Genomic DNA, 22,379 nt, shown 5'->3' with positions numbered 1-22,379 from the left:
GCCTCGTCCTCGAAGCAGATGTAGCCCCCGCAGGCCGCCCGGGCTCTTTTACCTCCGCCCAGGTCGCCTCCTTCCACGCGGTGACGGCCTGCTCGTCCCGCTCGGCCACCCTGCGCGCGGGGACCTGCGGGCTGAAGCCGAGCCGGTGCATCAGCCTCGTGGCGCCCGAGACGCTGTACGAGACGTGGAACTTCCGGCCGATCAGCGTGGCCACCCGCGCCGCGGTCCACACCTGGTCCTCCACCCAGCCATGCGCGAGTTGATCGCCGAGCGTGCATGGCTGACGGTGTTCCTGCTTCCCGCCTACTCGCCCGACCTCAACCCCGTCGAGTGGGTCTGGGCGCACGTCAAACGAAGCCTGGCCAACCTCGCCGTCATGGCCCTCGACCGACTCGAGGCCCTCGTCCGCAACCGGCTCAAGCGCCTGCAGTACCGCCCCGACACCCTCGACGACCTCGGACGCCAGATCGGCGCCAGCGCCCGCACCCTCTCCCGCCACCTCCGTGACGACCTCGGCCTCACCTACCCCCAGTGGCGCACCCAGATCAGGCTCCACCACGCCCTGATCCTCCTGGCCGACGGGGCCCTGGTCTGGCAGGACCCGGGGGAGGTCCTCGTGGCGAACTGGGCGCCGCTGCGTTACTGACTTCGGCTCGTCAGGGTGAACTTTCCCGAAGTCCCTGATGGGCTTGGTGTGGTGGCTGTATTCGATGGTGTGTGAGGTATTCGGATGGGGGCGGGCTGACCGTTGCGGGACGGGTGCGTCGGGAGTCGGTGCGGATGCAGGCGGCCGAGCTGTTCGAGCAGGAGGTCAAGCCGCCGGAAGTGGCACGGCGTCTGCGGGTGAGTCTGAAGTCGGCTTATCAGTGGCACCAGTTGTGGCGCGAGGGCGCGCGGCGCTCGGCCCGCCCGCGGCGAAAACCCCCGCCGCCCCCGGCCGGGCCGAGCGCCGCGCCGCGCGCAAGCTGCGCAAACTCTCCGAGCAGGACACCGTTCCGCACGGCATGCGCCCCACCCGGGCCGGCCGGATCGGGCGTGCCGTGCTGCTGACGGTGGCCGCGGTCGTGACGGTCTTCCCGTTCTACGCGATGGTCGTGCTCTCCCTGAAGCCGTCCGCGGCGGTCGAGTTTCCCGGCAGCCTGCTGCCGTGGCCGCTGACCGGCCAGGCGTACGACACCGTCATGAACGCCCAGGACGTGCCGCGCTGGCTGTTCAACACGCTGGTCTACTCGGTCGTCTCGGTCGTGGGCGTGCTGCTGCTGGCCTCGCTCGCCGGGTACGCCTTCGCCAAGAAGCGCTTCCCGGGCCGGGAGGCGATGTTCTGGTCGTTCCTGTCGATGGTGATGGTCCCCTACCACGTCACGATGATCCCGACCTTTGCGATGATCGCGAAGCTGGGCGGCGTGGACACCTACTGGGGTCTGATCGTGCCGACCCTGGCCAACGCCCAGGCGGTGTTCCTGATGCGGCAGTTCATCCAGGGCCTGCCGGACGAGCTGTTCGAGGCGGCCCGGCTGGACGGCTGCAGCGAGTGGCAGATCTTCCACCGGATCGTGCTGCCGCTGCTGAAGCCGATCCTGGCCACCCTCGGTGTCTTCGTCTTCCTGTGGCACTGGAACGACTTCCTGTGGCCGCTGGTCATCGGCCAGTCCACCGACATGCGCACCCTGACCGTCGGCATCGCCTCGCTCCAGCAGCAGAACGTGCCGCTCAACGTGGTGCTCTCCGGCTCCGTCATCGCGTTCGTGCCCATCTTCGCCGCGTACATGGTGGGCCAGCGCTACTTCACCGAGGGCGTCACCGCGTCCGGAATCAAGGGATAGCAACCAATGTTCACCGATGAGGCCGCGCTCGAAGAGCGGCTCGCCACCCCCACCCCCGCACTGATCGCCGACCTCGGCCGCCTGGAGGGCGACCTGCTGGTGCTCGGCGCCGGCGGCAAGATGGGCCCCAGCCTGTGCCGGCTGGCCCGCCGGGCCCTGGACGCCGCAGGCCGCACCGATGTGACCGTCTACGCGGTCTCCCGCTGGTCCGACCGGGCCGCCGCCGACGAACTGGAGGCCGCCGGCATCTCCACCGTCGCCTTCGACCTGATGAACCCCACCGCCGACCTGACCGAACTGCCCGACGCCGGGAACATCGTCTTCATGGTCGGCGCCAAATTCGGCTCCGCCGGAGCACCCTCGCACGCCTGGGCCGTGAACGCCGCGATGCCGGACCGGGTGACACACCGCTGGCCACACGCACGRATCGCCGCCTTCTCCACCGGCAACGTGTACCCGCTGGTCCCGGTCTCCTCCGGCGGCTGCACCGAGAGCGACCCGGTGGGCCCGGTCGGCGAGTACGCCATGTCGTGCCTGGGCCGGGAGCGGATCTTCGGCCACGCGGCGCTGACCCGCGGCACCAGGGTCGCCAACATCCGCCTCAACTACGCGGTCGACCTGCGCTACGGCGTCCTCGCCGACATCGCGTACCGGGTACAGGCCGGCGAGAGCGTCGATGTGACGACCGGTCACGCCAATGTGGTGTGGCAGGGCTACGCCAACGAAGTCGCCCTGCGCTCGCTGCTGCACGCCACCGACGGCGAGGCGTTCACCCTCAACCTCACCGGCCCCGAAACCGCTTCGGTGCGCCGCATCGCCCGGTGGTTCGGCGAGGAGTTCGGCAAGGAGCCGGTCTTCGCCGGCGAGGAGGCGCCCACCGCGCTGCTCTCCGACGCGAGCCGCTGCCACGCACTGTTCGGCTACCCCGACATCCCCCTGCGCACCCTCGTCGAATGGCAGGCCGACTGGCTGCGCCGCGGGCTGCCGCTGTCCGGCAAGCCCACCAAGTTCCAGGTCCGCGACGGAAGGTTCTGATCCACCCCATGTCCCGTACGTCCGTGGTCGCGACCACGCCCGCACCCGGCCCCGTAGCCGCTACCACTCCCAAACCCGTACCCTCCTCGGCGGCCGCGACAGCCCCGGCACGCACTCCGATGGACGTGCTCGCCGAGGGAGCCGTCATCCCCGCTCATCCACTCGCCCTCGGCGCCGACCGCAAGCTCGACGAACGCCGGCAACGCGCACTGACCCGTTACTACCTGGCCTCCGGCGCGGGCGGCCTCGCCGTCGCCGTCCACACCACCCAGTTCGAGATCCGCGAACCGGGCATCGGCCTGCTGGCACCGGTCCTCGAACTCGCCGCCGAGACCGTGCGGAACGAGGCCGGCCGCCCCGTCGTCACCGTCGCCGGGGCCTGCGGCCACACCGCGCAGGCCGTCTCCGAAGCCGAGCTCGCGGCCTCCCTCGGCTACGACGCGGTGCTGCTGAGCCCCGCCGTGTCCGGCGCCGACGAGAAGGGGCTGCTGGACCGGGCCCGCGCCGTCGGCGAGGTACTGCCGGTGATCGGCTTCTACCCCCAGGAGGCCGTCGGCGGACGCTATCTCTCGCCGTCGTTCTGGAGCTCATTCGCAGACCTGCCGAACACCGCGGCCATCAAGATCGCCCCGTTCGACCGCTACCGCACCGCCGATGTCGTACGCGCCGTGGCCGCCGCCGACCGGGCCGACGAGGTGGCGCTGTACACCGGCAACGACGACGACATCATCGGCGACCTGCTCACCCCGTACGAGACGGCGGGCGGCGGGCCGCGCTGGTTCGCGGGCGGGCTCCTCGGCCAGTGGGCCGTGTGGACGAGCTCCGCGGTGACGCTCCTCGACGACGTCCGCAGGGCACGTGCCGGTGACCACGACGCCATGGTGCGCTGCCTGGGCCGCCGCCCGGAGCTCACCGACGCCAACAGCGCGGTGTTCGACGTGCGCGGCGCGTTCCGCGGCTGCATCGCCGGGGTCCACGAAGTGCTGCGCCGCCAGGGCCTGTTGGAGGGCATCTGGTGTCTCGATCCGAAGGAGGTCCTGTCTCCCGGCCAGGCCGAGGAGATCACCCGGGTCGCCGCGGCCCACCCCTGGCTCACCGACGACGACTTCGTCGCGGAGCACGTCGATGACTGGCTCTCCTGACCCGGGGGCGGCCCGTCTGCCGCGGGTCGTCGTCGCCGTACCCCCGCACCTTCGTGAGCAGTTCTTCACCCCCGCGGTGTGGCAGAGCCTCTGCACCGCGGCGCAGCCGACCGTCCTCGACGAGCACACCGACCGGGACGCACTCGGTGCGGCGCTGCCCGGTGCCCGTGCCTTGATCACCGCTTGGGGAATGCCCTGCCTCAGCGAGGAACTCCTCGACGTCGCCGACCGACTGGCGGTCGTCGCCCACACCGGATCGGCGGTCGCCCCGTACGTCACCGAGGAAGTCTTCCGGCGGGGCATCCTCGTCACCCAGGCCGGTGACGCGATGGCACGCCCGGTCGCCGAGGTGGCTTTGGCGTTCACTCTCACTCTGCTGCACCGCATCCACCGCTTCGACCACGCGCTGCGCGGCGGAGCCGACTGGAACGAGGCCGGCCAGGCCCCGCCGCGGCACGAGATCCAGGGCTGTGCGATCGGCGTCATCGGAGCGTCCCGCACCGGTCGTGCGTACATCGAGCTGGCGAAGGCGATGGGGGCGCGGGTGGGCGTGAACGACCCGTACCTCTCCGAGGCGGACGCGCGGGAGCTCGGCGTGGAGCGCGTACCGCTCGACGTGCTGCTGTCGCGCAGCCGGATCGTCGCCGTGCACGCCCCTGCCACCGCCGAGACCCGGCGCATGCTGGGTGCGCGCGAACTGGCGCTGATGCCCGATGGCGCCGGTCTGGTCAACACCGCCCGTTCCTGGCTCGTCGACGAGGACGCGCTTCTGGCGCAGGTGTCGGCGGGCCGGCTGGACGCGGCGATCGACGTCTTCGACACGGAACCACTGCCGGTCCGCCACCCGTTCCGGAAACTGCCGAACGTTCTGCTGACCCCTCATCAGGCGGCGGGCACCGCCGAGTGCCGTCAGCGGCTCGGCGCAAGTGCCGTGGAGGAGGTGCTGCGGTTCCTGCGCGGCGATCCACCATTGCACTTCGTGGGGCCGGACGCACTGGCTCGCGTCCTTTGACCACTCGATCGCAACCACACCGGGCCCCAGAGGCCGACCAGTTGTTCCTCGACCCCCGAAGGCATCCCCGTTGCCTTCGGGGGTCGAGGAATTCCTGGAGGCCGTGGAAGATGTGGCGGGAGCCGGAACAGGCGCAGCCCGTCGCGGAAGGAGCGGCAGGCTTCCAGGCAACGTCGCCGTGATGGCGGTCCTGTTATTCGTCCCGGGGCTGAAACTCCTCGGTGACGGCATCGGCATCCTGGCCTCCTGACGATGGCGCGGCAGAACTGTCCATAGGTCATCAAGACCCGCGCACGCCGCGGGCGCGCATGCGGGCGAGGAGGGAACCCGCTGCGGCTGGGCGGTCATGCGAAGCAACGCGAGACCCGCTGAGCCTCTTCCAACCTGGCTGTGAGATCGAGGGGGTGCGGTGACGGGACAACGAAGCCCCAGGTAGATGGGTTGTCGGCTAACAGCAACCTTCTCCGCCCAGAGCCCCGATTCATTGCCCACCCATCCGGGCTGCATCTGTYCACYTCCGCRCTRCGGCTGCTGCGGCGGGGGTTGGCCGCTCGGCGACGACAGATCGGCACCCGGCGGCGGCTGACCTGCAGCCGCCAGGCGCTGACGACCCTGGCCCACCTTCGCTGCGGTCACACCTTCGCCGAGCTCGCAGCCAGATTCCGCGTGGGCCTGCCCCCAGCCGTACCGCCGCGCGAAGTCAAAAACCAAGCTGCGGAGGAACGCCTGATCACACGAGGCGGACTCGCGCGGCTGGTATGGAGCCGGGCAGGTAGACGAATCCGTTGCCGTTGTCGAGGAGCAACCCCTCATCGATGCCGTCCACGGACCAGATATCAACCGGCCCACCGGTGTTGTTGATCTGAAGGAAGAACCCTGCTTCCTCCTCGCCTCGACAGACGAAGATCCCCTCCACCTCAGGGCGGCGGCTGCCGGCGATTCCCCGTGCGGCGCCCATCCGGGTCCAATCCAGGCCATGCTGTGCGATCGACTGCCGATTGAGCACGGACGAAACGTGGAAGAGGTTCGAGGTATCAAGCACGCCAGGAGTATAGGAGGCAGCGAGGCTTCCTCCTCGGGTTGAGGCGGTCAGCTCCAGGGTGAGGACGGCCTTGACGAGGTCGGTGATGCGGGTGGTGCTGCAGCGGAGCTTCCGCAGCAGGCGCCAGGACTTGAGGGTGGCCGCCGAGTGCGCGGATCTTCGCGTGGGCGCGGTTGACGGCCTTCTTCCCGGCGGAGAGCTTGTTCCAGTGGCCGCGGAAGGGGACGCGGAGGCGGGGCCGGAGCCCTGGTACGCCTTGTCGGCCCAGCACCGGATGCCTCCAGTGTTGAGGGCGTCGAGCAGGCCGTGGGAGCGGGCTGCCCTGATGTCGTGGACCGAGCCCGCCAGGGCCGGCGAAGCCCGGATGAGCTTCCCGAACGGGTCGGTGAGGACTTGGACGTTCATGCGGTGCTTGCCGGAGCAGAAGGGGCGGTCGGCCGCGATGCGGTCGATGGGCGGCAGGGTTCCGTCCAGGATCACGAACGCCTTGCGTGCGGCAACCGCCATGGCCTGCTGGAGGGTGGGGGCGAGGACGGCCAGGACATCCACGGCCTCGGTGACGTAGCGGTGGGCGGTGGCCAGGCCGACGCCGAACCCGGCCGCGAGTTGGGCGAAGGTGTGACCGCAGCGCAGGTGGGCCAGGGTCRTCAACGCCTGTCGGCCGCAAGTGAGCCGACGCCAGCGGGTGCCGATCCGTCGCCGCCGAGCGGTCAGCTTCCGCCGCAGCAGCCGTAGTGCGGAAGTGGACAGGTCCAGTCCGGACGGGTGGACGAGCACGCGAAGCTCCTGGCAGCGAAGGTCGATCTTGGTCGACAACCCATCTACCGGGAGCTTCGTCGTTCTGCCACGCCAACACCAGCGACCCCCAGCCATGTTGGAATGGGCTCACTGCCGCAACGGCGTGTTGTCATAACTTGAGAAGCCGCACCCATATATTGTCGGGTGAGCCGAATTTATCTTGCAAAGAGAAGCGAATAGAAGTAATCGCCTACTGACTTGACGGTGAATTGATGGAGTCGGAATGATGCATGGGGAGCCGCGCGATCCGAGCCCGAACACCAAGCGTGGCCTACCTGAAATCCACTCTGTTCTGCGGACCACCGCGGCCGCGGCGGCGGGTGGAACACTAGTCATCTGGTGGCCGGCGTTCACATTCGGTGCCTATGGCGACATCTTCTTCGACAGTGCGATGGCTCTCTGGGCCGTGGCCACGGCCGTGCTGCTCTCGGGCCTGGCGCTACACAGAAGAGTTGCCGTGCCCTGGAGCAGTTGGGTCGCATTGCTATTGCCGTCCCTCTGGATTGTTCTGGGAATTACGGCACCGAGGAGCGGAGGTTTTCACTACCTTCATTACTTCGAGGTGCTGATCACCCTGGTGGGTGCTCCCTATCTAACCTGGCTGCTGTCGAAAATTCTACTGTCCGACTATGACGAACTTCCTGCGGTTCAGCGTTTCATGGCCGTCGGTATCACGGTGGTGATCGGTATCATCGCCTTCCTGCTCGGCAAATATAACGACCTGTTCCTTACGTGCGCAGACTTCAATGTGAGCGGCAATAATGTGCCGCCCGGCTGTGCCCAAGGTCCGCCTTTCCGCCTGCGCTGAATACTCGGTAAATGATGGTGGTCGTTCACCGGCCGCGATGGTCAATAGGGTGGAGCGCGCCACTGTACGAACGACCTTGACGCCCAGGGCCGCGACTGCTCGGCTCTGTCTGGGGCGATGGCGGACGGGATGGGAGCCTCCACGCACGCCACAATGAGCCCGTCGCCGTCCTCTTCAACAACCATGCGGGCGACCTGCGGATGCGCTTCATGACCCGCCTCCGCCGTGAGATCGCCGCCCGCGCCGGCTTTTCCTGCTGAGGTTTTCAGGGTGGAGTCGGTGGTGTGGGAGTCAGGCCGGTGGCGCTGAGGCAGCCGTCGATCGGGTGGGGCCGGAGTTGGATTCTGCGTAACTCACGGCGGAGTTTGTGGTCGAGGTCGTCGGGTGTCTCGAAGGCGGTGCTGGCCATGGCCCTGCGCACGAGTGACCAGATGGCCTCGACGGGGTTCAGGTCGGGTGCACAGGGCGGGAGGTGGACGGTGGTGAGCCAGTCGTGCTCGGCCCCGTACTGTTTCAGCCCGGCGGCCAGATGGGTGTTGAGATTGTCCCGGACCGCCACGATCGGGCCGCCGAGCTGGATGTGTGACCTCACCAGCAGGTCGCGGTAGTCCTTCCAGGAGAAGCTCCTGCGGGCGCCCTTGAGCACGAGATGGATGCGGGGCCGGTGGATGAGACGGCTCTTTTGCCGGGTTTGCAGCAGTACAGTGCGGCAGTCGGGGTCCGACGGCGGGACCTGCCTCTCACCCCGATTTCTGGGGTGTGTCCGCGTCGACCCCAGGTGTGGGCGCGGGGCGGCGTCATGGAGAATCCGGCTTCGTCCCGAAGACGATCCAGCTGCGACACGCCGCCGCGAGCCTTTTACCCGGGGCCACACCTCCTTCTTCCACAGTTCCACCGCGTGCTCGTTGCGTTCGAGTGCTCTGCGGGCGGGTGCCTGCCGGGACCAGCCGTGCCGTTTCAGCAGCCGGCACACCGTCGCCGCCGACAGCGTCAGCCGCAGTCGGCGGCGGATCATCGTCCGGATCCGGGCCGGAGTCCAGCGTTCATCCTCGAAGCCGTGCGCCGACGGGCCTTGCCGAGTTCCTCCTCGAGGACGGCGAACTGGGCATCGGTGACGGTCGGAGAGTTCGCCGGACCTGTCGAGCGCAGGGCCTCCATGTCACCGTGCGCCAGGCACGGCGCCATCACTCCACCGACCGCACACTCACCCGCAGGTCCTTCGCGATCACCGCGGTCTTCTCACCCGCCACGAATCGCTCGCCGACCTGAAGCCGGATCCCCTCACGAAACGCCCGACGCTCAGCAGCCAGGCCCCCACCCTCCGGATACCTCACCTCACCGGCATACCGCAGGGATCACCAACCGTCACCACCGATGACAACCCGAAAACCTCAGTAATGCCAATAGGGGTCGAGAGCCTCTCCGGGCCCGTGCCGGTGCAGTAGCCGATCGGGCCCCTGCGTTGCCGAGAAAGCAGCCAGTCCCCATGCGGAACCTTCTTCCTCTCGGCCACAGTCCTCCCGGACCTCGGGCTCGAAGACGCAGAGTACGCCTGTGGTCAGGCACCCGGATCGTCGCCGCCCTCGGGTACCTGACCACGGCGCGGGCGTCAGCGATGCGGTGCTGTCGCGACGCCGCCAGAAGGGATCAGCAGCTGGTGACCCACTTGTGAGAACGGAGCGAAGACCCGGCGTCGGGGCCCGTGTTGCCCTTGAACCCCTGGGCGGCGCAGCCGTAGTAGTCCTGGTAGTTGGCCTTCTTGTAGAACTTCACGTGCCGGAGGGTGCCCGCCCCTCCCGTACCTCGGTTCCAGATCGACACGACGTTCTTGGACTCGGCCCAGCTGCACCGGATGTTGCCGCTGGTCCAGTCGGGGTCATCCCCGTCCCACGCACACACCGACCCGGTGCCGTTCGCTCCCGTGTACACGCAGATGTCCCCCACGTCGCAGCCGTCCCACGCCGCTTGGACGCCGGCAGGTGCGGCCGCCGCAGTGCCTGATCCGGTGCTCAGCGCGCTCCCCACCGCAAGTGCGGCTCCGAGTGCGGCAAGTGTCAGACGATGACGTGCCATGTGGTGTTGCCTCCTTAGGCCAAGGAGCCACCGACGGTCGGCGGCTCCGTCCGCGACCGCCGCGATAGGTGCGGCCGTCCGGCGGTGACCTCAGTTTTCGGGGGCGGGCGATTGTCCGGGAGACCCCTTTCACCACTTCGGACAATCGCGAGGGAGTGCATCCGGGCGGGCGGTGCGCCGCCTTGTGGACGTCCGCCGGAATTCATGGCTTCTGTGTGCAATCTGCGATGAGGGGGCGTCATGGGACGTCGTGAGCGGCCGTTGGACACGGCCGAGGGACCTGTCGCCGCATTCGCCCGAGCCTTGCGGGAACTGCGCCACAAAGCAGGAGGCCTCACCCACCGGGCGATGGCCGGCCCGTCCGGCAGCGGCAAGTCCTCCTCGCTGCGGGCGGGGCTGCTCCACCGCGTGCAGGAGGGCAGGACCGGTCACCACCGGACGTTTGCGATCCGCATCCCCACGCCTGGCCCGCGCCCGGTGCACACTCATGCCGAACCGTTCGGCCCCCGGCCATGGGCGTGGGCACGCTCGTCGTGGTGGACCAGTTCGATGGGGCCACCGGGGCACTCATGGAGCCGTGCTGTGTCAGCAGCGGGACAGGACCGCGTCGCAGTCGGCAGCGCTGAGGCAGACCCTGCTCACCCAGACGTCGGCGTTGCCGCTGTCGTCGTCGATCAGCAGCCAGACGGTGTTGGGGCGGCCATTGGCGGAGTGGCTTTCACCGTTGGTGAAGCAGTGGACGAAGTACACGCCGGCCGGCAGGTACTTCCTGTCAGCGGTCCACCCGGCGTCGAACCGCAGACCGTCGCGGGCACTGCGCACCGCGGAGGACGGTGCGCTCGATGCGGCGGCCGGGTTCTGGGAGGCGTGGGCAGGTGCGGCCGTGGCTGTGGGGCCGGTCCCGCAGAGTACGGCGACGGCGAGTGCCGCGGCTGCGGCCAGCGCGCACAGGGGTTCCCTGTTCATGGGCGCGTCCTTCTCGGTCGTTCGCGCTCCCGGCCCTCGAACGGGGCCGACGACGGCGTCGAACCGGGTCTTCGCGGCCCCGGCGATGTCTGGCAGGCCCCTTCCACCACTCCGGACAAAGCCTTCGGGCGCACTGCCCGGTGTGTCTCGACATGCCGACGGGTGCGCACCCTTTGCCGCTTGCAGGGCCGGTGCGTAGGTTGCGGCCGGTCGTGCCGGTGCGAGCTGAGGGGATGCGATGGGACGTGCCGAGCGAGCACTGGATCCGGCCGAGGGACCGGTGGCCCTGTTCGCCTACGAGTTACGGAAGGTGCGCAAGGAGTCGGGCCTCACGTACCGGGCGATGGCGGCCAAGGCCCACTACTCGACCGCGACACTGGCCCACGCGGCTGCCGGCGAACGGCTTCCGTCCCTGCCCGTGACCCTTGCGTACGTCCAAGCGTGCGGTGGTGACGTGCAGGCATGGGCCGAGCGATGGAACGCGGCGCAGCACGACATGGCCGACCGACCGGTCCCTGACGACGAGACGTCGGCCCCGTACCTGGGCCTGGCCCGGTTCACCACTGCCGACCGGGAGAGATTCTTCGGCAGGGATCGGCCGGTGGAGCAACTTGCCGCCCTGGTCCGGAGCAGGTCCGTGACCGTCCTGGTGGGGCCGTCCGGCAGTGGCAAGTCATCGCTGCTTCGCGCCGGCCTGATCCCCCACTTCCAGGACCGTCTCCCGCCCGCGCACCGCCCCACCGCGATCAGGATCCTCACGCCCGGTCCGCGCCCCGCGTCCACCCACGGAACGCTCTTGGACCCGTCACGGACCGGGGCCGGAGCACTGGTGATCGTGGACCAGTTCGAAGAGTCGTTCACTCTGTGCGAGGACTCGGCCGAGCGGACACGCTTCATCGACCTGCTCCTCGGCGCGGCGCCGTCCCAGCGCGTACTCATCGCGGTCCGGGCCGACTTCTACGGCCACCTCGCCCGACACCGTGCTCTGGCCGAAGCCCTCGCGGGCGGCACCCTGCTGGTGCCCCCGATGGACCCGGCGGAGCTGCGCCAGGCCATCGTCAAACCCGCCGCCACCGCCGGGCTCGTCGTCGAGCGCGCTCTGACCACCCGCATCATCGACGAGACGGGCGACGAGCCCGGCGGGCTGCCGCTGATGTCCCACGCCCTGCTGGAGACCTGGCGCCGCCGTCGGGGAAGGACCCTCAAGGAAGCCGACTACGAGGCGGCCGGCGGCATTCACGGAGCCATCCTCCGCACTGCCGAGGACCTCTACCACGAGCTCACGCCCGAACAGCGCACGGAAGCCCGGCGTATCCTGCTCCGCCTCGTCACCCCGGGGCAGGGAACCGAGGACACCCGCCGCCCGACCGATCGCACAGAGTTCACGACCGGGCATCCCGACGCCGTCACGACTGTCCTGGAACGTCTGGCCCGAGCTCGCCTCATCACCCTGGACGAAACGACTGCCGACCTCGCCCACGAAGCGCTGATCACCGCCTGGCCGAGGCTGCGCGCCTGGATCGGGGCGGACCGCGAGCGCATGCGCCAGCATCGCCTCCTCACCGACGCCGCAACCAGCTGGCACGCCCTGGGCCGGGATCCGGGAGCCCTGTACCGAGGAGCACGGCTCACCGCGGCCGAGGGACACTTCGCACGCCGCCCCGGTGAGGAGGACGAACTCAATTCCCTGGAGCGGGAGTTCCTCACCGCCGGTCTGGCCGCGCGTACCCGCGCCCGGCGTCTTCGCCGCACCCGCACCGGTGCCCTGTGTGTCCTTCTCGTCCTCGCGCTGATGGCCGGCCTCACCGTCTGGCAGCAGAACCGTGCCGACGAGCGACGCCGCATCGAGGCCGAGGCCCGTCGCATCGCAGGCATTGCCGAGAGCATGCGCCAGTCCGATCCGGTCACCGCCATGCGTCTCGGCCTCGCTTCATGGCGCATCGCACGCCTTCCCGAGACCCGCGCGGCGTTGATGAGCGCCATGGCCCAACCCGAGCAGTCCTCGTTCGACGTCCCCTATCCGGGCCCCGACACGATGCTTCGCCTGAGCGCCGACGGCCGTACGCTGCTCAATATCGGCGCGGCTGAGGTCGCGGAGTGGGACGTGGCGCACCGCACGCGCAAACGGACCTTGCCCGGCCTTGAGGAATCGCTCCCCGGCGCCGTCCCGCCCCGTGCCGACTCGCGCTGGCTGCCCATGTTCACCGGAAGGGGCATGAAGCAGCGTGTGCATGTCCGGGACCTCACGAGCGGTCGCCTCAGTACGTGGCAAGCCCCCGCTGCCGCCGGAGCCGAGATGGGGAGCAGCGGCCGCATCCTCGTGACGTACGAGGAGCTGCGCGTCCGTGACTCCATCGAACAGACCGCCGTCGTACGGACCATGGACAGCGGCGAAGTCCTTCTCGCCCTGCCGCCCCGGCAACGGCCGGCATCTCGGCCCGGCATGACCGTTCCCGACGCCGGTGATCGGGCGACGGAACTGCGACGTACGCGGGAACGGCGCGGAGTCGACGTCGTCCAGGACGTGGCCCTCAGCGGCGATGACCGCCTGCTCGCCCTGTGCATCCCGGACAAACCCGTCCAGCTCTGGGATCTGGCCCGGCACCGCAAGGTCACAGCGCCATGGGCGCCGACCACCTCCCGCCAGCAGTGCTTCGACGAAGCGGTTCGGTTCACCCCGGACAACCGCATGCTCGTCGTGGTCGGGCCGGAGGGTGTGCGTTCCTGGGACCTTGCCACCGGCCGAGTGAGGACCACGATCCAGCACAGCGGCATACGGGAGGTGCGGTACAGCGACGACGGAAGCTTCCTTGCCATGGCCGACCGCACCGAACTGCTGATCTGGCGGACACGGAACCCTCGGACCCCGGTCTTCCGCTACCCCCTCAGAGGGGAGGTGGCGACCGACCTGCGCTTTGACCGGGCGGCAGGACAGCTGCTCTACCTGAGCAACTCCAACGCCTCCTGGGGTACCACCGTCCGTGGTCTGGACCTGAACCGGATTCTGGCTGCCGACTGGCGCCCCGAGCCATCGACCGGGAGCGCGTTCAGTCCCGACGGCACCATGCTCGTCACCGTCCATCAGGAAGGGAAGCGCATCCGATTCCGCCTTCGGAATCTGCGTCCGGGCGGCGGATGGCTCGAACTGCCGAGCATGCCCTGCCGCCTCTCGTCCCGTGCGCTGTGCTCCACGCTCCTGGCCTTCAGCCCGGACGGCCGAACCCTCGCCTTCGGCACCGACGACGTGGATGCCTCTCGCCAGGCGCTAAAGCTCCGCTTCTGGGACGTCCGCCGACACCGTCTGACGCGGACGGACGACCTGCTGTCTGCCGAACTGCGGCAGGCAACCGACATGCTCTACGCTCCGGACGGCCGTTCCTTGCTGCTCAGGCAACCGTCTGGGCGGAATTCTTCCGCAGGGCGGTGGGATGTGCGTGACCGCCGGGGCGCCATGGCATGGGCGGGCAGCAACAAGGCTCTGCTGCAGGTTCCAGACGGCAGGTGGCTCATCACGCCCGACGGCTGGGTGTACGAGGTGCACAAGACTGCCGGATGGGAGCCCCCGGCAGCGTCGCCAGTCCTTACCGAGGCTTTTCCTCTGGCCGCCACCGCGGACGGCGCGTACCAGGCAGTTGGCGATCCTTCCGGGCGGATCGCCCTGTGGAGTACGCGGCAGTCCAACGGCGAACACGACGGAGAGCTGATCGGTTCGGGCCCCGGGGCGTCGGACCCGATACTGGCGCTGGCCTTCTCCCCCGACTCCCGTCGACTGGCGGCGTCGTCCGCCGACGGGAGCCTGCGGATCTGGGACATCGCCTCCCGTCGGCCCATCGGATCCCCCTTGCTCACCTCCGGTGACCGCGTGACCAACCTGCGGTTTTCCCCCAATGGCAATGAGCTGTACACCAGCGGGCGGAACATCCTCTTCCAGGCGTACGGCATCGGCCCCGCCGCAGCTGCCGCCACCGTCTGCCGCCGCGCCGGCGGCCCCCTGTCTCGCGGTGACTGGAAGCGGTTCATCCCGACCGTGGCGTTCCAGGGCATCTGCCGATGAGTCGTGACACCAATCGCCGAGGAGGCCGTCGCTCCTTCCTGCGGCCATCGATGGACCGTAGAGCAAGTACGGCCTCAGACCGGAGCGATGGTGAGGGTGACGACCCAGCGGTGGGGTGAGATCGGCCGGGCCCACGTGAAACCGTGGTTCTCGAAGACGGTCATCGGGCCGGTGCGCAGGAACGAGCCCGACACCGAAAAGGCTCCCTACGTTTCCCTGTGGAGCAGGACACTTGACGACGATCTCGGCCCGCAGGACGGTCAGGGCGCGACTACCCGCAACCAGCTCGCCCGGGAGACAATGGGGGAACTGCCCCGCCGTGTGGGTGGACACCGACACAGGCCAGGGTCCGGAACTGGTCCTGCGGGGCACAACGGCCGACGCAGCGACCCGGGCCGCCTGAGGCCAGGACAGCCCGCCCGCTGCCGACGAGACAGTCATCCGCATCCCGGCCCGGATGGTGAAGCAGATCAGGAAGGCGTGCGATGCCGTAGAAGCCGCCGGCACCCGGCTTTGAGGACCTGCTCGACTCCACCCAGCACCACGCCCTGCACCTGGAACTGCGGGACGTCTACGCCGGGGGAGAGGAACGGGAGGTCTACGACATGTTCCTCGAGGACGGCAGCGTGCCCGCCGACGGCTCCGTGTTCCGGGGCGGGTGACTGCCGCTGGTGGAGCGGACCGTCGCCTGCGGAGTGAAGGCCCTTCGGGCCCGGGTCGTGTCCGAACCGGTCACCGGCTGTGGCCGCTTCGAGCACGCCATCATCGACGCCCACCTCCGCGCCGGCGAAGAATTCCGCCGGCTGCCCCGCGCACCATCCGGCCGCTGGAGACCCTCATGGTCTTCGACACCGACCGCGTCCTGGTCGAGACCCTGTCCGCGGAGATGGCCATCACCCGGCCCACCGAGATCGCCGTGTACGCCAAGGCGTTCGGCGAACTCCGGCAACTGGCCGTCTTCGGAGCCTCCGCCCGCGCCCTGATCAGAACCGTGATCGAAGCAATCGGATGACCAGCCGCGACTTCCCGCGACTTCCTTGATACTCCCCAGGTCTCCTCCCTGCCGCCGAACGACACCGGCACACCCGGCACCGAGGGCTTCGGCGTCCACGACACGATCGTGGTCCAGCTGGACGGCGTGAAGCGGTGGCGGATCTACGGCACCACCCGCCCCTACCCGCTGTACCGCGACATCGAGGACCAGGGCGAGGCACCCACCGAGCCGGTCACCGACCTGGTGCTGCGGCCGGGCGACGTCCTGTACGTGCCGCGCGGCGTGTGGCACGCCGTCTCTGCAGACCGGGGTACCCGCTGCACATCACCTGCGGCCTGCAGACCCACACGCGACCGCCCTGATGGCGTGGGTGTCCGAGCAACTGCTCACACACGAGGACCGGCGGCGCGACCTGCCGCTGCTCGCCGCACCGGACATCCGGGCCCACGCCATGGACAACATGCGCAAACGGCTCGCCGGACTGCTGGACGACCCGATGTCGCCCGCCCGCTGCCGGGCCGCGATGGACGGGCAGGCCGTCGGCCGGATGGTGCCGAGCCTGCCGCACACCGACACCGTCCCCGTCGACGGCGGTCTGCGCGTGCGGCTGACCACCGCCCGCGCCGTGCTGGAGGCCGGCGAGGACACGGTGACACCCCGGCGCAGCGGCCGTCGTCGGCGCCGGCGGGCCGTGGCGGCGTCCTTCCCCGTCCGCGTCGTCGTGTCCCTCGTGGCGCGGGGCGCACCGGACCGGCGGGCGCCCCGCGACGGGGCGGCGCCGGTCGCCCGTCCCGTCGCTCCGTCCGGGAACCCCGGCCGTGGTCAGGCGCCGAACCGGGGTGCGGTTCCCAGGGCGGCGGCCAGATCGCCGCGGCGGCGGATGCCGAGCTTGCGGTAGCAGTGCGTGAGGTGGGTCTCCACCGTCCGCACGGCCAGGTGCAGCAGCTTCGCGGCCTCCTTGTTGCTGTAGCCCGCGGCGGCCAGCTGCGCGATGCGCCTCTCGCAGGAGGTGAGCGCGCTCGCTCCCGTGTGCGATGCCCGCGGTGCCCGGGCACCGCACCGGCGCAGGGCCCGTGCCACCGTCAGCTGGGCCCGTGCGGCGCCCAGCCGCTCGGCCTGCTGTGCCGCCTCGCGCAGGGTCTCGCGTGCTTGCCGGCACTGGCCGGAGTCGTGGAGTGCCAGGCCGAACGAGACGAGCGCCGTGATGAGTTCGGGCATCGGTTCCGGCGCGTCCCGCAAGATGTCGACCGCCTGCCCGGCCAGTTCCAGGCCGCGCCTGCCGCCGACGGAAACGGCGAGGGCCCGCAGGGCCCGGCCCCTGGTGCGGGGGGTGCCCCAGACCTCGGCCAGGCGCAATTCCTGTTCGGCGAGCGGCACCGCGTGCTCGGCCGATCCCAGGGCCACGTGGCAGTCGGCGGCGGCGGACCGCCAGGGCGTCACGACGGGGCTCTCCGAATCCCGGGCGGACTGCCGTCGGCCGCATTCCAGAAGATCCGCCAGGGCGTCGCCGGGGTTCCGGGCCGCCAGGCGGAGCAGCCCCCGCGCGTACAGGAACTCGCTCCACTCCCAGCAGTCGTGCTCCCCGCCGGCGGCGACCGCGGCACAGAGCCGTTCGGCCTCGGCCAGCCGTCCGGTCTCGGTCAGCGCGATCACGGCCTGGGCCCGCAGGTGGACGTTGCCCGGTCCGGGGTCCGCCCGCGCCTCCGAGGGGGCCCGGTACAACGAATCGTCCCCGAGCAGGGCGTCGTACCGGCCGCGCATCACCCTGCTCTCGGCCCGTACGCTCAGCAGGCTCTGGTGGGCGGGGTGCAGCAGCGGCGACCGGTGAATGGTGAGCCCGCGGGCCACCAGCCGGTCGGCCTCGTCCAGTTGGTCCGCCCACTGGGCCAACGTGGCGGCGGACGCCAGGAGGTACGGTTCGAGGTGCGGATCGGTGGGTATGGCGGTCAACGCCCGGACGCGCCCCATGACTTCGCGCGCCGACAGCTGCCCCGCGGTCGCCTCGTACTCGGTGAGCAGCGCCGCCGCGGTCGGGGCCAGCTCGCCGGGCGTGCGCTCCGTGAGGTGCTTGAGCCGGGCCACGACCTGGAGCCAGCTCGCCCCGTCGTGGGAGGAGATCATGGCGGTCGCCGCCTGTACGGCGTGTGCGAGGTCCGTCGAACATGTGAACTCCTCGGAGAGTTCGCCCAGTACTTCGAGCGCGGTGTGCACGGCGCCACCGGCGACCAGGGCCATGCCGAGGATGGTGGCGGCCCGCAGCTTCGCGCCGTCGTTCTGCTGGAGTCGCAGGGCTTCGGCGAGGTGCCGTGTTCCGGAAGCCCGCTCGGTGCGGAACTCCAGACAGCCGAGTTCGGTGAGGACCTGGCCCCGGCGCCAGGTGGACAGGGGTTCCAGCAGAGCCCGCCGCAGGGCGGCCACGGCGTCGTCGGTCCGGTCGTCGCGGGCCGCCTCGGCCGCCGCGCCGGTCAGCGCCTCGGCGGCCCAAGGAGCCCCGACGGCGGGCACCAGCAGCAGATGGCGTGCCACGGCCGCCTCCGGATCACCGCGGTGGTGGAGCAACTCGGCGGTGCGCCGGTGCACTTCGGCACGCTGGTGCGCGTGCGAGGAATCCACCACCGCCTGGCGCAGCAGGGGGTGGGCGAAGACCGGCCGACCGGCAACGGGACCGTCGCGGAACAGCCTCTGACGTACGAGGCCGGCGGCCCACCCCGTGACCCGTGCCGGGTCGCAGCCGGTCACCTGCGGCAGGAGCGCGAGGGCGTCGTCCTCGTCCTGGATCTCGGCGAAGGCGCGGACCGCCGAGGCGGCCCGCGGACCGCAACCGCGCAGCCACCGGGCCACCGCGTCGGCGAACATGCCCGGGTGGAGTTCCGCGCAGCGCTCCGGCAGCCGGGACGTGTCCGCGCCGTCGGAGGAAAGGGCGCGCAGGTCGCAGAGGAGCGCGCGCAGCAGCATCGGGTTGCCGCCGCTGGCACGGTGGCAGTCCGCCGCCAGCGGGAGCGGCGCCCCCTCTCCCAGAGCAGTGCGCACCAGGGACAGAGTGGCCGCCGGGCCGAGCGGTTCGAGGGTGCACAGATGGGCCCGCGGTTCTCCGACGACCTGCGCGAAGCCGGGGTCCGGCCGGACGAGGTCGTAACCGCTTCGTTCCGTCACCGCGAGCAGCACGGGAAGCCGGTCCAGACGCCGTGCGACCTGGGCGAGCCAGCGCAGCGAGTGCGCGTCGGCCAGATGGACGTCGTCCACGACGAGCAGCACCGGCCCCGCCGACGCCTTGGCCCGGAGCAGCCTCCACAGCAGGGACGGCAGGTCGTCGCCGTGCAGGGAACCGCCCCAGCGCTCGCCCCCGGCCGTCGACGGCGCGTCCCGCAGCCCGAGGAGGTCGCCCTCGAACAGCTGGAGAACGCCCCCGAAGGAGGCGCCGGCCTCCTCGGCGGAACACCGCGCGCCGAGGACGGTGGTCCCGCGCAGCGTCTCGTGGTGGGCGAACGCCCCGGCCAGTGCCGTGCGACCGGTGCCGGCGCCGCCACGGATCACCAGCACTCCTCCAGCGCCCGCTCTCGCCCGGTCCGCCAGGGCCGTCATCCGGGACAGGGATCCGTCACGGTCCAACAGTCCCGTCACGTGCCCGCCGGTACCGACGGGCGGTGCGATGGAGATCATCCTGATCCTCTCTGAGCGCTCAAGGCGACGTTGCCGGACCGCTGTCCGATCCCCCGGTCGTGGTGCGGGACCCGACGCGATGAGGACCATTCGATGTCTTGCGCAAGGAAGATCAAGAGGAAACGCCACCCATCCCGACAGGTCTGTGACCTGCCTCACTTCACACCGGGTAACCCCCGAATCCGCTCCCGATCTCGTGGTCGACCACGATGGCCCGGCGGTCGGCGGGTGGCGCAACGTAGAAATCGGAACCGCTCGAAGGCCGTCCCCGGCCGCTCCGTCGCTTCACCGCTCCGCCGATTCCCGCGTCACCTGTTCGTCCGTGCCGGCCGGCCCGGCGCCCGCGTGGTCGGGCGGGCCGGGACCCGTGTCGTCGTCCTGCTCACCGACCCCCACTGGGAGATGCACAGCCGATGCACCACGAGAACGCCGTTGCCCTGGTGGGTATGAGCTGCCGCCTGCCCGGCGCCCGCGATGTCGCGGAGTTCTGGCACAACCTCCGCACCGGAGCCGACGGCATCAGCCGGTTCGGCCCGGACGAGTTACGGGAGGCGGGGGTGGACCCCGGGACCGCCGCGCACCCCGACTTCGTTCCCGCCCGCGGGGTGATCGACGGGGGCGACCGGTTCGACCGGGCCTTCTTCGGATACAGCGCCGCCGAGGCCGCCGGCATCGACCCCCAGCACCGGGTCTTCCTGGAGTGCGCGGCGCAGGCGTTCGACGACGCGGGAATCGACCCGGGGCGCGTCGGCGGATGGGCCGGTGTCTACGCCGGATGCGAAACCACGTTGCCGCCGGTCCCCGACGCCGCCGATCCCGCCCTCGCCACCCAGCGGATCATCGGCCGGGAGAAGGACTTCCTGGCCACCCGCGTCGCCTACAAACTCGGTCTGCGCGGACCTGCCGTCACCGTGCAGACCGCCTGTTCCACCGGACTCGTCGCCGTGCACCAGGCGTGTCGGGCGCTGCTCGGCCACGAGTGCGACGTGGCCCTCGCGGGCGGCGCGTCGCTCCGACTGCCGGAGGCGGGCGGATACCTCCACACGGAAGGCGGCATCCTGTCCCCGGACGGTCTGTGCCGCGCGTTCGACGAGGCGGCGGCCGGCACGGTCAGCAGCGCGGGGGTCGCCGCGGTCGTACTCAAACGGCTCACCGACGCGCTCGACGAAGGCGACCGGATCATTGCCGTCATCCGGGGGTCGGCCGTCAACAACGACGGCGGTGACAAGATCGGTTACACCGCGCCGTCGGTGACCGGACAGCGCGACGTCATCCTGATGGCGCTCGCCCAGGCCGGCGTCGGGGCCGAGGAGATCGGATACGTCGAGGCGCACGGCACCGGAACCCCGGTCGGCGACCCCGTCGAACTCGCCGCACTCACCGCCGCGTTCCGCGAGGGCGCCGGACCCGGCATCCGCTCCGGCCCCTGCCTCGTCGGGACGGTCAAGGCCAACATCGGTCACACCGGCGCCGTCGCCGGCATCGCCGGACTGATCAAGGCGGCGCTGATGCTCCAGCACCGCGCCTTCGTCCCCACCCCGCACTTCAACCGGGCCAATCCGGCCCTGGAGCTGGAGAGTTCGCCCTTCCGCGTCAGTACCGAACACCGGGCGTGGGAATCCGAGGGCCCCCGACTGGCCGGAGTCAGCTCCTTCGGGATCGGCGGCACCAACGCCCACCTGATCCTGGAACAGGCCCCACCGCTCCCGCCCACCGGGCACGAGGCCACCGCGGCCCCCCACGTCCTGTGCCTGTCGGCGGCGACCCCCGAGGCTCTGCACATCCTGCGCGAGCGCCTCGCCGACCGGCTGACCGACGACGACCCGCCCCGACTCCGCGACGTGGCACACACCCTGACGGAGCGCCGACAGTTCGCCCACCGCCTCACCGTGGTCGCCGACAGCGGCCCGCGGGCGGCGGACCAGCTGCGCGCCACCGACCGGACCACCCGGGCCGGGTCGCCTCCCGAGGTCGCCTTCCTCTTCCCCGGGCAGGGCACGCTGCGCGCGGGGCAGGGCAGGGCCGCCCACGCCCTGCTGCCGGTCTTCCGGGAGATTTTCGAGGAATGCCGCGCCCGCTGCCGGACGCGCTTCGGCATCGACCTGGCCCGGGCCCTCGACCCCGCCACCGACCCCTCCTGGTTCTCCGACACCCGCCACCAGCAGCTCGCCCTGTTCGCCCACGGCCACGCGCTGGCGGGGCAACTGGAGTCCTGGGGCGTCACGCCGTCCGCGATGCTCGGCCACAGCATCGGCGAGTACGTGGCGGCCACCGTCGCCGGTGTCTGGAGCCGGGAGGACGCCCTGGAACTGGTGTGGGCGCGCGGCACCGCGATGCACGGGGCCGGTCCCGGCCGCATGCTCGCCCTGCGCGTGGCTCCCGCCGAAGCCGCCCCCCTGCTGGGCGACGGCGTCGCACTCGCCGTCGCGGGAACCGGCCACGTCGTCCTGTCCGGACCGGCCGCCCGCATCGAGGAACTCGCCCTGGAACAGGGCCGACGCGGCACCGCTGCCCGCCTGCTGGACACCGAGCACGCCTTCCACTCCCCGCTGATGGCCGACGCGGCCGACGCCCTGCGCCGTGCGCTGGCCACCGTGCCCGCCCGGGCGCCACGGGTGCCCTGGATAGCGAACCCGACCGGGACATGGGCCGGGACGGACCGGGCCGTCGACCCCGAGTACTGGGCGGAACAACTCCTGGGAACCGTCAGGCTGGAAGACGGCATGCGGACCCTGGCCGGAGCCGGGGCCCGGCTGCTGATCGAGCTGGGACCGGGCGACTCCCTCACCCGCGAGGCCGTACGCCAGGCGGTGGACGCCGTCGCCGTCCCGCTGCTCGGCCGGCACCCCGACCAGGAGGCCACCGCCCTGCTCGGCGGCGTGGCCCGGCTGTGGGAAGAGGGCGTGGACGTGCCCTGGCCGACGCTGCGGGACGCCGGGTCCGCCGCACGCTGCTCGTTGCCGCCCCACCCC

General features: G+C 70.7%; 15 protein-coding genes and 7 pseudogenes. 15 read left to right on the top strand and 7 right to left on the bottom strand.

Translation table 11 applies throughout. The features are described 5' to 3' along the window. A partial coding sequence (locus tag EAO76_RS00925) for a winged helix-turn-helix domain-containing protein (RefSeq protein ID WP_399461255.1) occupies positions 1–244 on the bottom strand: 244 nt, incomplete at its 3' end. Between the two features lie 3 nt (positions 245–247). Here EAO76_RS00925 and EAO76_RS44270 point away from each other — a divergent pair. The 7 genes and pseudogenes from EAO76_RS44270 to EAO76_RS45730 form a co-directional block, all read left to right on the top strand. Further along, positions 248–451 (top strand): annotated as a pseudogene (locus EAO76_RS44270) (transposase); the annotation flags it as partial. Positions 452–780: 329 nt separating this feature from the next. Next, positions 781–1,050, top strand: coding sequence for a helix-turn-helix domain-containing protein (locus tag EAO76_RS47445; RefSeq protein ID WP_399461253.1), 270 nt, complete (start codon positions 781–783; stop codon positions 1,048–1,050). Then, the gene (locus EAO76_RS00910) at positions 1,005–1,823 is read left to right on the top strand and encodes a carbohydrate ABC transporter permease (protein WP_148832299.1); all 819 of its coding nucleotides are present in this window, start codon (positions 1,005–1,007) and stop codon (positions 1,821–1,823) included. The genes EAO76_RS47445 and EAO76_RS00910 overlap by 46 nt, the downstream gene beginning before the upstream one ends. A 6-nt stretch (positions 1,824–1,829) precedes the next feature. Further along, a complete protein-coding gene (locus EAO76_RS00905; protein ID WP_148832297.1) occupies positions 1,830–2,858 on the top strand; it encodes an NAD(P)-dependent oxidoreductase in 1,029 nt (342 codons plus the stop codon). Positions 2,859–2,977: 119 nt separating this feature from the next. Further along, positions 2,978–4,000: a dihydrodipicolinate synthase family protein gene (locus EAO76_RS00900; protein ID WP_148832306.1), complete on the top strand. Its 1,023-nt coding sequence runs from the start codon at positions 2,978–2,980 to the stop codon at positions 3,998–4,000. Next, positions 3,984–5,012: a hydroxyacid dehydrogenase gene (locus EAO76_RS00895; RefSeq protein ID WP_148832295.1), complete on the top strand. Its 1,029-nt coding sequence runs from the start codon at positions 3,984–3,986 to the stop codon at positions 5,010–5,012. Before EAO76_RS00900 ends, EAO76_RS00895 begins: the two co-directional genes overlap by 17 nt. A gap of 483 nt (positions 5,013–5,495) precedes the next feature. Then, positions 5,496–5,687 (top strand): annotated as a pseudogene (locus EAO76_RS45730) (transposase family protein); the annotation flags it as partial. Between the two features lie 55 nt (positions 5,688–5,742). Here EAO76_RS45730 and EAO76_RS00880 read toward each other — a convergent pair. Then, positions 5,743–6,831 carry a transposase family protein gene (locus EAO76_RS00880; protein WP_262375199.1) on the bottom strand — a complete coding sequence of 363 codons (1,089 nt, stop codon included), beginning with the start codon at positions 6,829–6,831 and terminating at the stop codon, positions 5,743–5,745. Between the two features lie 244 nt (positions 6,832–7,075). Here EAO76_RS00880 and EAO76_RS00875 point away from each other — a divergent pair, with 244 nt between their 5' ends. Then, positions 7,076–7,660 carry a hypothetical protein gene (locus EAO76_RS00875; RefSeq protein WP_148832292.1) on the top strand — a complete coding sequence of 195 codons (585 nt, stop codon included), beginning with the start codon at positions 7,076–7,078 and terminating at the stop codon, positions 7,658–7,660. Between the two features lie 265 nt (positions 7,661–7,925). Here EAO76_RS00875 and EAO76_RS00870 read toward each other — a convergent pair. The 3 genes and pseudogenes from EAO76_RS00870 to EAO76_RS00860 all read right to left on the bottom strand — a co-directional run bounded on the left by EAO76_RS00870 (position 7,926) and on the right by EAO76_RS00860 (position 9,733). Next, positions 7,926–8,461, bottom strand: a pseudogene (locus EAO76_RS00870) (transposase). Positions 8,462–8,594: 133 nt separating this feature from the next. Beyond that, a pseudogene (locus EAO76_RS47235) lies at positions 8,595–8,675 on the bottom strand (winged helix-turn-helix domain-containing protein); the annotation flags it as partial. A gap of 632 nt (positions 8,676–9,307) precedes the next feature. Beyond that, positions 9,308–9,733, bottom strand: coding sequence for a peptidase inhibitor family I36 protein (locus EAO76_RS00860; RefSeq protein ID WP_148832290.1), 426 nt, complete (start codon positions 9,731–9,733; stop codon positions 9,308–9,310). A 240-nt stretch (positions 9,734–9,973) separates the two neighbouring features. Here EAO76_RS00860 and EAO76_RS47440 point away from each other — a divergent pair. Next, positions 9,974–10,351: pseudogene (locus EAO76_RS47440) on the top strand (hypothetical protein); the annotation flags it as partial. On the opposite strand, the gene EAO76_RS00855 reads toward EAO76_RS47440, so the two are convergent. Beyond that, positions 10,319–10,699: a hypothetical protein gene (locus EAO76_RS00855; protein WP_148832287.1), complete on the bottom strand. Its 381-nt coding sequence runs from the start codon at positions 10,697–10,699 to the stop codon at positions 10,319–10,321. The pseudogene EAO76_RS47440 and the gene EAO76_RS00855 overlap by 33 nt on opposite strands. Before the next feature lie 238 nt (positions 10,700–10,937). Between EAO76_RS00855 and EAO76_RS00850 the strand changes: the two genes are divergently transcribed. The 5 genes and pseudogenes from EAO76_RS00850 to EAO76_RS00830 all read left to right on the top strand — a co-directional run bounded on the left by EAO76_RS00850 (position 10,938) and on the right by EAO76_RS00830 (position 16,645). Continuing rightward, positions 10,938–14,753 (top strand): helix-turn-helix domain-containing protein, encoded by a 3,816-nt coding sequence (locus EAO76_RS00850; protein WP_148832285.1) that lies wholly within the window; start codon positions 10,938–10,940, stop codon positions 14,751–14,753. A 521-nt stretch (positions 14,754–15,274) separates the two neighbouring features. Beyond that, positions 15,275–15,508 (top strand): annotated as a pseudogene (locus EAO76_RS47435) (DUF6879 family protein); the annotation flags it as partial. A gap of 83 nt (positions 15,509–15,591) precedes the next feature. Beyond that, a complete protein-coding gene (locus EAO76_RS44260; protein WP_187438408.1) occupies positions 15,592–15,765 on the top strand; it encodes a hypothetical protein in 174 nt (57 codons plus the stop codon). A 108-nt stretch (positions 15,766–15,873) separates the two neighbouring features. After that, a pseudogene (locus EAO76_RS45725) lies at positions 15,874–15,996 on the top strand (hypothetical protein); the annotation flags it as partial. A 121-nt stretch (positions 15,997–16,117) separates the two neighbouring features. Further along, positions 16,118–16,645, top strand: coding sequence for a hypothetical protein (locus EAO76_RS00830; protein ID WP_148832283.1), 528 nt, complete (start codon positions 16,118–16,120; stop codon positions 16,643–16,645). On the opposite strand, the gene EAO76_RS00825 is transcribed toward EAO76_RS00830, so the two are convergent. Continuing rightward, a complete protein-coding gene (locus tag EAO76_RS00825) occupies positions 16,570–19,407 on the bottom strand; it encodes an AAA family ATPase (protein WP_148832281.1) in 2,838 nt (945 codons plus the stop codon). The genes EAO76_RS00830 and EAO76_RS00825 overlap by 76 nt on opposite strands. 413 nt (positions 19,408–19,820) lie before the next feature. On the opposite strand from EAO76_RS00825, the gene EAO76_RS00820 reads away from it, so the two are divergent. Further along, positions 19,821–22,379: type I polyketide synthase (locus tag EAO76_RS00820; protein WP_148832279.1), on the top strand; the 2,559-nt coding region annotated here is incomplete at its 3' end.

Origin of the sequence: Streptomyces sp. sk2.1, assembly GCF_008120935.1 — a bacterium.
Taxonomy (GTDB): Bacteria; Actinomycetota; Actinomycetes; order Streptomycetales; family Streptomycetaceae; genus Streptomyces.
The sequence above is the reverse complement of the archived record's forward strand: the minus strand, read 5'-3'. Positions and strand labels throughout refer to the sequence as shown.

Bases quoted from the DNA above. Each gene is read 5' to 3' on its own strand.
- EAO76_RS00900 (WP_148832306.1), top strand. From the start codon at position 2,978: ATGGACGTGCTCGCCGAGGGAGCCGTCATCCCCGCTCATCCACTCGCC.
- EAO76_RS00895 (WP_148832295.1), top strand. From the start codon at position 3,984: ATGACTGGCTCTCCTGACCCGGGGGCGGCCCGTCTGCCGCGGGTCGTC.
- EAO76_RS00910 (WP_148832299.1), top strand. From the start codon at position 1,005: ATGCGCCCCACCCGGGCCGGCCGGATCGGGCGTGCCGTGCTGCTGACG.
- EAO76_RS00825 (WP_148832281.1), bottom strand. From the start codon at position 19,407: ATGATCTCCATCGCACCGCCCGTCGGTACCGGCGGGCACGTGACGGGA.
- EAO76_RS00850 (WP_148832285.1), top strand. From the start codon at position 10,938: ATGGGACGTGCCGAGCGAGCACTGGATCCGGCCGAGGGACCGGTGGCC.
- EAO76_RS00860 (WP_148832290.1), bottom strand. From the start codon at position 9,733: ATGGCACGTCATCGTCTGACACTTGCCGCACTCGGAGCCGCACTTGCG.
- EAO76_RS47445 (WP_399461253.1), top strand. From the start codon at position 781: ATGCAGGCGGCCGAGCTGTTCGAGCAGGAGGTCAAGCCGCCGGAAGTG.
- EAO76_RS00875 (WP_148832292.1), top strand. From the start codon at position 7,076: ATGATGCATGGGGAGCCGCGCGATCCGAGCCCGAACACCAAGCGTGGC.
- EAO76_RS00855 (WP_148832287.1), bottom strand. From the start codon at position 10,699: ATGAACAGGGAACCCCTGTGCGCGCTGGCCGCAGCCGCGGCACTCGCC.
- EAO76_RS44260 (WP_187438408.1), top strand. From the start codon at position 15,592: ATGGTCTTCGACACCGACCGCGTCCTGGTCGAGACCCTGTCCGCGGAG.